At 26.7% G+C, this 10,007-nt stretch carries 10 protein-coding genes; all 10 read right to left on the reverse strand.

Translation table 11 applies throughout. From position 1 onward, the window contains the following. Positions 1-85: 85 nt before the first annotated feature. Positions 86-829, reverse strand: coding sequence for a hypothetical protein (locus GQS58_RS16625; protein ID WP_166387983.1), 744 nt, complete (start codon positions 827-829; stop codon positions 86-88). Between the two features lie 156 nt (positions 830-985). Beyond that, complete coding sequence (locus GQS58_RS16630; protein WP_166387985.1) at positions 986-1,735, reverse strand: hypothetical protein; 750 nt, start codon at positions 1,733-1,735, stop codon at positions 986-988. Positions 1,736-1,837: 102 nt separating this feature from the next. Further along, positions 1,838-2,269: a hypothetical protein gene (locus tag GQS58_RS16635; protein ID WP_166387987.1), complete on the reverse strand. Its 432-nt coding sequence runs from the start codon at positions 2,267-2,269 to the stop codon at positions 1,838-1,840. Between the two features lie 31 nt (positions 2,270-2,300). Further along, complete coding sequence (locus tag GQS58_RS16640) at positions 2,301-2,879, reverse strand: tetratricopeptide repeat protein (RefSeq protein WP_166387989.1); 579 nt, start codon at positions 2,877-2,879, stop codon at positions 2,301-2,303. 156 nt (positions 2,880-3,035) lie between these two features. Further along, positions 3,036-4,031 carry a hypothetical protein gene (locus GQS58_RS16645; RefSeq protein WP_166387991.1) on the reverse strand — a complete coding sequence of 332 codons (996 nt, stop codon included), beginning with the start codon at positions 4,029-4,031 and terminating at the stop codon, positions 3,036-3,038. A gap of 172 nt (positions 4,032-4,203) precedes the next feature. After that, positions 4,204-4,824: a hypothetical protein gene (locus GQS58_RS16650; protein WP_166387993.1), complete on the reverse strand. Its 621-nt coding sequence runs from the start codon at positions 4,822-4,824 to the stop codon at positions 4,204-4,206. A gap of 174 nt (positions 4,825-4,998) precedes the next feature. Continuing rightward, positions 4,999-6,990: an ATP-binding protein gene (locus GQS58_RS16655; RefSeq protein ID WP_166387995.1), complete on the reverse strand. Its 1,992-nt coding sequence runs from the start codon at positions 6,988-6,990 to the stop codon at positions 4,999-5,001. Between the two features lie 158 nt (positions 6,991-7,148). Continuing rightward, positions 7,149-8,225, reverse strand: coding sequence for a topoisomerase II (locus GQS58_RS16660; protein WP_166387997.1), 1,077 nt, complete (start codon positions 8,223-8,225; stop codon positions 7,149-7,151). A gap of 151 nt (positions 8,226-8,376) precedes the next feature. After that, the gene (locus GQS58_RS16665) at positions 8,377-9,624 is read right to left on the reverse strand and encodes a TIGR02281 family clan AA aspartic protease (RefSeq protein WP_166387999.1); all 1,248 of its coding nucleotides are present in this window, start codon (positions 9,622-9,624) and stop codon (positions 8,377-8,379) included. Between the two features lie 77 nt (positions 9,625-9,701). Further along, positions 9,702-9,938 carry a hypothetical protein gene (locus GQS58_RS16670; protein WP_166388001.1) on the reverse strand — a complete coding sequence of 79 codons (237 nt, stop codon included), beginning with the start codon at positions 9,936-9,938 and terminating at the stop codon, positions 9,702-9,704. Between the last annotated feature and the right edge of the window lie 69 nt (positions 9,939-10,007).

Consider the following 10,007-nt stretch of genomic DNA (forward strand, 5'->3'; position numbering starts at 1 on the left):
TAATTACCGACCAAGAAAGTCCGCGAGGACTTTCGTAAGTAGGCGAGAAGCCAGCAATAAATTATATACGGTGTTAGCCATAGTTTTATTCCGCTAATAATATTCTTTCGTGAACTTCTTTTCCATTTTCGGTTAAATTATAGTAATAATCGTCTTCTCCATTATGAGTAGACCTCTTAATTAATCCCATTGTCGTAAAGAATTTAATATATTCTGTATTTGCCGAATATGAATAATCATTTAATGTTCCAGCTGCAACAGCTTGAAATGATTCCAATTCTTTTCTGCTTTTTAATTTATTTATTATAAGGTCAATTTTATCGTTATTTTTATTTTCGGATTCTTTCGGTTGTATTAATAGTTCAGAAGTTCTTTTTTCTAAATTGTCGTTTTCGTTTTGGATTTTTAATCTTAATTCTCTTTCTTCTTGAACTTTAGTTTCTAATCTATTAATTTCAATTTTTAATTTGTCAAAATCTTCTTTCAGTACAATCGTAGATTCGTCAGTAAGTTTATAAATTTTTGGTGTTATTATCTTGTCAAAAAAGTTGATAATTAATCTTGAAAGGTTGAGAAGGACATAAGTTATAATAAGAATCAAGAAAGTTAATCCAATAGTAATTAAAATCTCTAATATTCCGTAATCTATGAAAAATGATTTAATCATTTCCAATCTTCCATTTAACTTTGTTTCAGAATCAAAAAAGAATAATGAGTAAATAAATTCCCAATTCCTAATTGTCCAAATAATTATGAAAGTTCCTAAAAATGGATTTTTCAACTTTTGATTTATATTATCTGAAAATGAATTTATTGCGTTTTTTATCATTCTGATTAATTATGGCTAACGTTGTTGTGTATTGAAAGTTGCGTTTTAAATGAACGGCTATTTTCCGAAGGAAAATAGAAGTTTATAAAAAAGCAACTACTTTTAATTAAGCACTAATTTAGCAATTTTTAATACACGGTGTTACCACACGTTTTTTTATTTTACAATACTTTCTATGTATTTATCTACAACAAAATGTGAAAAACTTATTATAAAACTAATTAAAGAAATCCAAAATAATGGATTTTTTGAATTAAACTTAGGTAATTTTCCAAATCTACTTTTTTGTGTAAAAAATATTATTAAAACAGAAGTTACGTAAAATATTAAGTGTTTTGATAAATTGTATAAGAATGGCATTTCATACATTGAATTAACTTTCTCAGTATGTGACACAGTAATTATTATTAGAAAAAAAAGCGGGTAAAAAATAGATTTTATTAATATTTCATCTTTGGATTTTGGTTTTAATGATATGTAAAAATAATAAGGTAAAATAATAAAAAACCATAGAGAAAAACCTGTTTCTATAGCCATGAAAAAAGTGAATAATAATGCAACAAAAATGATTTTTAAAACAATAGATAAATTCTTGTCTTTTTTTTGTGTTATTATTGTTTCACTTTCTTTATGTTTTAATTTTATTTCTTCAAAATTTGAATAGTCATTTTGTTTTTCTTTTAATAGTTCATTATTATGTTTATTTTTTCCCCTATTAAAAAAAGTTAGTTTTCTTATTTTATTTTTTATTAATTGATCCTCTGTGTAAATGAATAAATAAATTGCAATTCCTAATGTAATAATAAAAAAAAACAAGAAATTAACATAGTCGAACTTTATTCCTAAAAATTTGACTTCAATATATTTTAAAGGAGCTTTTAAGTACCCTCTTTGTTTTAAATACAAAGAATTTCCGTAAAAAGTTTTTGTAATCATCGCATAAATTATCATTAGAAATGAAAACAAACCTATAATAATTGCTGCTTTTTTGTTTTTTAATGAAATCATCTATTTTATATATTGCTCTGGCTTAATTTTAAAACTATAAAATTCTTTTCCTTTAGAATCTTTATAAATGCTATTTATTGTTACTTTCAATAGTTGATATGCTTTGTCTTTCCCTTGGTTTTTTTGAGCTTTTTCAATTTGGTTAATTTCAATTTTTTTTAGAGAATTTATAACTTCACTTTTATTTTCAACGTAAGGTGTTATATCTGTTAATATATAGCTATATGTTATCATACTTTTACCTGATTCATAAATAACTTTTTCAGCAATTGTGTATTCATCTATTTTTCTTGGTAGTTTACTTATTATGTTTGTTGATTTAGCAACGTTTTGTAGATACTCTATTGCTTTTGTTCGTTCGTCATTTTTTTCGTTTTTACAAGAAAATGCAAATAAAATAAAAAGTAATATTAATATGTTGTTTATTTTCATAAGTTTATTTAAATAGATAATAAAGATTGTTTTAGTATTTCCATAGTTTTTTTAGCTTCCAAAACTTTTCAGCTTCTTGAAAACCATTTTCGCTTGATTTTTTTGTCCAAATAGCGGCTTGTTTCTTATTCATTAACGTGCCGTCCCCAAAATAATACATATAGGCAATATTTAACTGGGCTTTAGCATAACCTTGTTCAGCACTTTTTTTATACCAATAAAAGGCTTTTTTTTTATTCATTAATATTCCTTCTCCAGTATAATACATTATCCCAAGGTAACATTGGGCAAGGGGAAGTTTTTGTTCAGCACTTTTTTTACACCAATAAAAAGCTTTTTTTTTATCTATTTGTACACCCTTTCCTGATTTATATTTACGACTTAGGTCGTATTGAGCTATAGCATAACCCTGTTCAGCACTTTTCTTATACCAATAAAAAGCTTTCTTATTATTTTGCAAAGTACCTTTACCTAAATCATACATTATAGCAAGTCTATATTGCATGATTATATCTCCTTTTTCAGCACTTATCTTTGTATCATCAAAACTTTGTCCTACTAATATTTGAGAAAAAAAAATAGTACATAGAATTTGGGTTATTTTCTTCATATTTCTTTTAATGTGTGGTAACGTTGTTGTATATGGTTTGTTGCGTGTTTTAAGCAACTAATTTAGTAAATAATTACCGACCAAGAAAGTCCGCGAGGACTTTCGTAAGTAGGCGAGAAGCTAGCAATAAATTATATACGGTGTTAGCTGTAGTTTTTATTCCACTTTGTAACGAACAATGACTTCATTATCCAAAACGACATTAGTAGACCAAATAAATTCAGCACCTTTTCCACTAAATTTTTCTATGAAGTTCATATATGCTTTTTTATTATTTACTCCTATTTCATCTTCAGTATATGTGGTCGCATTTGGCCATTGGCTGTCATTGAAAGTAACGTCAAAACTATTTTTTGGAATTTTCCAATGAATACCGTAAAATGCTGTTCCATTATCAACTCCATCTGTACTACAATTTGAAGAGATTCTTTTTTCTCCAATTTCACTTAAACAACTTAAATCACTAATAGGTGCAGTATAAAAAGTTTGTGCTTTCCATTTACTATTTGTAATAGTCCCATCACTAAAGCTGGCTATAAAACCTCCATCTCCAGGATGAAAATCTTTTCCTCTATTATTTTCTGAACCTAAACCTAAATGTTCTTCCCAATCTATTAGTTTTACTGCAATTGTATAAGGTTTTTTTACTTTGAATTTTACAATGTTTGAATTAAATGGTGTAAAAGGTATTGGGTCAACTGCTATTAATTTTCCGTTAATGTAAAGTTCAAAATAATTATCCGCAAAAAGATAGCCTGTAATGATTTCTCCGTCCGAATCTATCTCAAAGACAGGAACGGAATTCATATCTATTTCTGAAAGATTATTTGGTGTTATAGAGTTACATTCATTATATAAATCAGAAGCTTTGGTCGATTCGTTGAAATGATTAATTCCGGGAACTGTCCAACTATTTCCTAAATCATCTTTTATTTCTCCAACTCCTGAAATTCTGCTACCTCCTTGATTACAAGAAATAAGACTTTTAATTTGTGTTTCCGCTAATCCTTGTGTTACGTTTCCTGTTCCATTGTAAATTTTTTCGTTAGTTGTTTCTTTAGGAATTGATTCATTAGTTGATGATTTTGCGTTTTTTTCCTTACAACTGATTATCGTAATTAATAGAAATAGAAATAGAATGTTATTTTTCATTATATGAGTTTTTTTAAATTACAGCTAACGTTGTTGTGTAATGAAAGTTGCGATTTTTGTGAACGGCTATTTTCCGCAGGAAAATTGTTGTTTGCAAAAAAGCAACTGCTTTTATTTAAGCACTAATTTAGCAATTTTTTTTACACGGTGTTAGCAACAGGCTTTTCTTCTGTTAATTTTCAATATGATAAATAGCTTCTAAAAATTTTTTCTTAATACCTTTTTCATTTTTTTCAAGTTCTTTTAAAACTCCAGCAATAACCATTTTTTTGTTTGGTAATTTTTCAGAACTTTTAGAATGAGCAATTATAAATGTTTCTGAAGATTTTTCATCTCTTAATTCATAAACATCATAATTGTCAATTAATGGAATTAATGAAAAGGTCATTACTTTTCCAACCATAATAGGGATCATTAAAAAACCATTAAAATCCGATTTTGAATCTATTAATTCAGGAATTCCAGTTAAAACCATATTTGAGGATAAAATTCCTTTTTCATTCACTTCAGAAGGAAGTAAATTTTGTGGTTTATACTTTAAATAATCTTTCTTTAAATTCTCGTCTAATTTTGAAATAATTATTTCTTTTTCGTTTTCTTTTAATTTTGAAATAGACAATTCTAAAAACAGTATCATTTTCTGTTTATCATTGAAAATTCCACCTAATTTTCCTAATTCTGCTTGACTAATTATTCCGTCTTCTGCTTTGGTGAGTAGGTTATAAAATCTTCCTCCATTGTCAAGGGAAATTATAGCTTTATCAATTTCGTTATAAGGTTTTACTATTTCCATTATTTTTTCTTTCGTGAGTTGGTTGTAGCTTGTTGCTAACGTTGTTGTATATGGTTTGTTGCGTGTTTCAAGCAACTAATTTAGTAAATAATTACCGACCAAGAAAGTCCGCGAGGACTTTCGTAAGTAGGCGAGAAGCCAGCAATAAATTATATACGGTGTTGCCAGTAGTACTTATTTCGGAATTACAACTTCTTTTTGACTAACTGCTGAATTATTTTTCGATTTTTCAACAATTTCGTCTGCATTTTTACTTAATTCATAAAGTTTTTCTCTTTCTAATTTTAATTTCTTGTCAAGAAAATTATGTCTTAATTCAAATTCTGTAAATATTTGACTCCAAGTTTTAACGTAGACTTTAATTCTCCCATCTTCGTTATAAACTAACGATTCTTCTCCGTGGTTTTTATTAGTCTTAATTTGCATTTCGATATACTGGCTTGTATTAAATTTATTACCTATTAGATAAAATTTCCAAGACATATTTGGTGCATTAAACTCTTGTCTAGACCTTATTACACTTAAGTATTTCATTACTTGAGAATATTCCTTTTCTCCTAATTTGATTTTTGGATGTTTTAATTCAAGAACGATATTTTCTATTTTTGAATCTTTTTGATGTTGTCTACAAGCAAAAATATCCATTTCTCTATTTTTATCAATATGGTCAATTTTCGTGTCAGTTATTTCTCCTGTTGTCTTGTAGATATATCTTTTTAGAGCCTCTTCAAACTTTGGTTCTGCTGCTGTAACTAAATGATATTCTTCTCCGAAAAGCCAGTAGTGATTTTCAATTAAATCTTGTAAATGTGGTATTTCTTTAGCTCCAAGTTCTTCATTAAATACAAGTTCTTTTAATTGGTAATAAGTCTTGTATCTATCCTCAATTAGCTTAATTGTATTTATAACTCTGTTTAAACTTGTCTTGTGTAAAATATTAGACAAATCCTCTCTTTCTTCTGGTTCTAATTTAGTAACACCTTCTATTATCTTGAAAATATTTTCTCTTTCATTAGAATCAAGTAATAAGTCAATAAATTGTACGAATATCTTTTTCTGTTCTAAATTTAGATTAGAAAATATTTTAGGTTGAACTTCATATAATCCAATAATTGTGTCTTTAAGTTCTTTGCTTCTAATTTGTTCCCAAGAGTTGTTATAGCTTGGTATTATTCCTTCTAATTCGTAATCTAACACTAATCTTTCTGCATATTCTCTTAAGTAAGGTTTACGTTTACTTTTTAAATATTCATTAAGCTTATTAATTAAATATTTGTATTCTGTTGAAGATTTTGCTTTTGCAAATAAACTTACTTGGTTGCTTTCTTCATTTTTACTAAAATCAAAGTGTGAAAAGAAATCACTTTCGATATATATACTATGATAGTAATAATCTCCTTTTTTATTTAGAGTAGTGAAGTTTTTATAAATTTCTTTTCCATTAGAATCTTGAAAATAAAATTTAGAATGTTCTTTATTTAATGATTCAGTCCATTGAACATATTTTATTTTAAATACGCTATTGCTATTTTCTAATTCGAAAAAATCTCTGTCTGCTACTAAATCAGAGTAATCTAATGGTGTTCCATTTATAATAATTGAATACTCTTTATTTAACTCTAGAAACCAGCAAAATTCTTTTTTCAAATATGCTGTTAACTCTTGTTCAGCGTAATCTATACCAATAAGTAAGTTTGTGAAATATACTGTTGTACCAGTAAACTTTGAATCTGAGTTAACTAAATTTTTGTCGTAAACTTTTAAATTTTCAGCCGAAATACTTATTGTACCTCCTTTAATTCCTTTGTTTTCATAATAAGTTGTCCATTTTGCATCATTTGCAAAAGTGAAAAACGTTAATCGACCAACTCCATTTTTTCCGTGTAAAATTGAAGAATGTTTAGGTGATTGAATTTGTATAGATTTTTCAGAATCATAGAAGTTGTCAAACTTGAAACCCATATTATCAAGGTCAATTCCAGTTCCATTATCTTTAACTTGTATAAAGTCAATTCTTCCTAATTCGTTTGAGTCGTAGTTTATCTCAATTTTAGTTGCTTTTGCATCAAAACCATTCCAAACATATTCTGCAAATGAAGAAGCTGGATTGTAGTTTTTTAAAACTTTTTTAATTCCTTTTGATGTGATTTTTGCTTCTTTCTGCATTTCGTTTGGGTATTACTGGCAACGTTGTTGTATATGGTTTGTTGCGTGGTTTAAGCAACTAATTTAGTAAATAATTACCGACCAAGAAAGTCCGCGAGGACTTTCGCAAGTAGGCAAAAAGCCAGCAATAAATTATATACGGTGTTGTAGTGCGTTTTTTATATTTTCGAAATTCTTTTTAGTTCATTCTGAACACTAGTTTTATCTTTTGACCTAGAACTTAAATATTTTTCAAAAATTGACCAACAAGAATCTATGTCATTAAAGTCGTGTTCCGTAAAAGTTATGGTAGTAATATCATAGGCTTTAAAATATTCGTTTCTTTTTTGCATTTCTTTATGCCACTTTTCACTTAATTCTTCATTTACCAATTTTTGTTTTTCTTTAAAACCTTTCACACTCATATGAGATGAAGCTGGACTAATTTCAAAACCAATATATTCTTGTGTATGTGGATTAAGAATCGTGAAATCAAGTCTGTAAATGTGTTTTTTTTCAAGACCTAAATATCTCACTTCAGGGATTAGAAAAGGCTCGGATTCAAGATTTTCGGATTGTTTTAAATACTGAATATATTTTTCACAAATTTGTTTTTCATATATAGAATTTGATAGTTGCTTAAATATTGATAAATAAATTGATTCGAATTGTTCAAGGTTTGATATATAAAAAGGTTTTGATAAAGAATTATCTATTAACCCTTCTTTGAAAATATGACCTATAGTCCAATATTCGTAGTCAGCTCTTCTTATTTCACTTTTGTCGATTACCCATATTTCTTCCTCTCTTTTTGGTGCTATTAATAGTCCGAATATAACATTGTATCCAAACCAAACTTTCCATAATTCCACATTTGGTTTTAGTCTAGTTCTTTCTTTTAGGTTTCTGTAAAAATTTCTTTCTAGAAATATTCGTATAAAATCTTCTAATATTGGGTCTTGTAAAAGTTGTGCATTGTGTCCTTCAATTTTACCGTATATTATTCTTTTTTCATAATCGTTTATAACTCCTCTTAACCACTGACTATAAAAATCATTAAAGTCAGAAAATTGAGTCATTACACTATCAACATAAATGTTGTTTTTTCCTCCAACTTTTCCGTTGAACATTTGGAATGAATATCTTTCTCTATTAAGAATTAATCTTATTTTTTCAAGTACGTAATCTCTCTTTTCAACAATTTCAAGTGTTAAATCATTTTCAATTTCATCTAATATGTTTTGGTCTATCTTCATCTTTTTTTAATGCACTACAACGTTGTTGTATAAGCTTTGTTGCGTGTTTAAGCAGTAAAGTTAGTAAATAAAACACGAACCAAGAAAGTCCTAAAGGACTTTCCCAAGTGAGCGATTACCAGCAATAAAGTTTATACGGTGTTGCCCATTGTTATTTTTCTAAAATATCTAATATTTCTTTTTCAGAAAAAGGCACATTTAATTTTTCAAGATTTTTTCCAGAAATCTTTCTTTCACTATTAGTCTTTTCATAATTTTTATTCGTTACTTGTATTTTAAAAATTAGGTTGTCGAAATTACAGTCTACAAATAATTCTTTCATTTCGTTTGAAGAAATAAATTGTAACATTAAATAATATGAAATCATTTCGTTTAACTTTCCTGTTTCTTTTTTTGAACCATCGTAAGCTATTTTAATTTCATTATGAAACTCAAAATTATTATTTAAAATCCGAGCAAATTGTCTTTTGTTTGTTGATGACTGATTTTCTAAAGTTTCGGTAACTATTTTTTCAGTGCCTAATCTTAAATCGTTTAATTTTTTATTATTAGACTTATCAATTGGTTTCAAATTTTTAGAATCGTTGTTTAATAATCTTGAATTAATATTCTTTAGAATTTTAGGAACGTAAACTATGTTTATGGATTTATCATTGTCAATATTTAGTAAAAGTTCTAAATTTTTCGATTTCCAACTTGAATTTCTTGTCTTTTTTGTTTTTGTTACCCAAAAATTAGAATCTAAAATATTTATTAGTGACTTATAAGTTTCTTTAGATTTATTTTCTTTTTCGTAATTATTTCCAGAAAATATTTTTTGTAAAACTATCATTGCTATATTTCCATCTTTACCAAAAACTACTTTCTGTTTGTCAAACTCAAAATCTTTCAAAAAGTGATTTTTATCTATTTTCAAATCATTAAAGTCAATTGAAATTATTGGTTTTGCATTTTCTAAATTAACACGACTTAAACCGAAATCTTCAATATCTTTCGATAAGTCAATTCCTAAAAAGTCATATTTATTTTCTTTATTAGACTTAATTATTAGTTTATTTCCATCTAATTCAAAAGTGCCTAATTTAGAAATTGCACTCTGACCTAAAAGTAAAGGTGCGTTTAATTGATGAACAATACTTGCCTCAACATTTTTTAAAAGAAATCCATCTATATTTATCTCTTTAAGAATTATTTTAGTTCCTTCTTCAATGTCTCCGTTCGCAATTTTATATTTAACTTTTCCTTTTACATCTTTATCTGAAAGCAAACCTTGTTTAATTAAAAACTTTGCTTCTGTTAATGAAATTGAAACGTCTGAAGCTCCAGTGTCAAATATAAATTTCATTGGAACTCCATTTACTTTACAAGGAATTGTATAAATTCCGTTTTCGTATTTCATTTCAATTATTTTCTGTGAAAAAACGTAATTTGTAAATGAAATAATAAAAATAAAGAGTAGTATAATCTTTTTCATAGTTATTTATAAATTTGATTAAAAAGTGAAAGTATTTCTTTTTCAATTTTTTTATCTAAATCTGTGATTTTAATTTGATTTTTATTAATTCCAGCATTCCAATTAATTAAGATGTTATTTTCGATTTTTTCTGATTCTTTTAACTCAAATTTTTCATTAAGTAATTGAATTTCTTTCGAAAATAATTCCATTTTCTCTTTCGAAACTTTTCCATATAATAACTGTTTAATTTCTTTCATTTTCGGTGTTTGTTGAATTTCGTGTATTGTCCTGATATAGGTTGACCTTTTTTTAGGTTAATTTATACC

This window comes from Polaribacter sp. 11A2H (assembly GCF_011379025.1).
Lineage (GTDB): Bacteria > Bacteroidota > Bacteroidia > Flavobacteriales > Flavobacteriaceae > Polaribacter.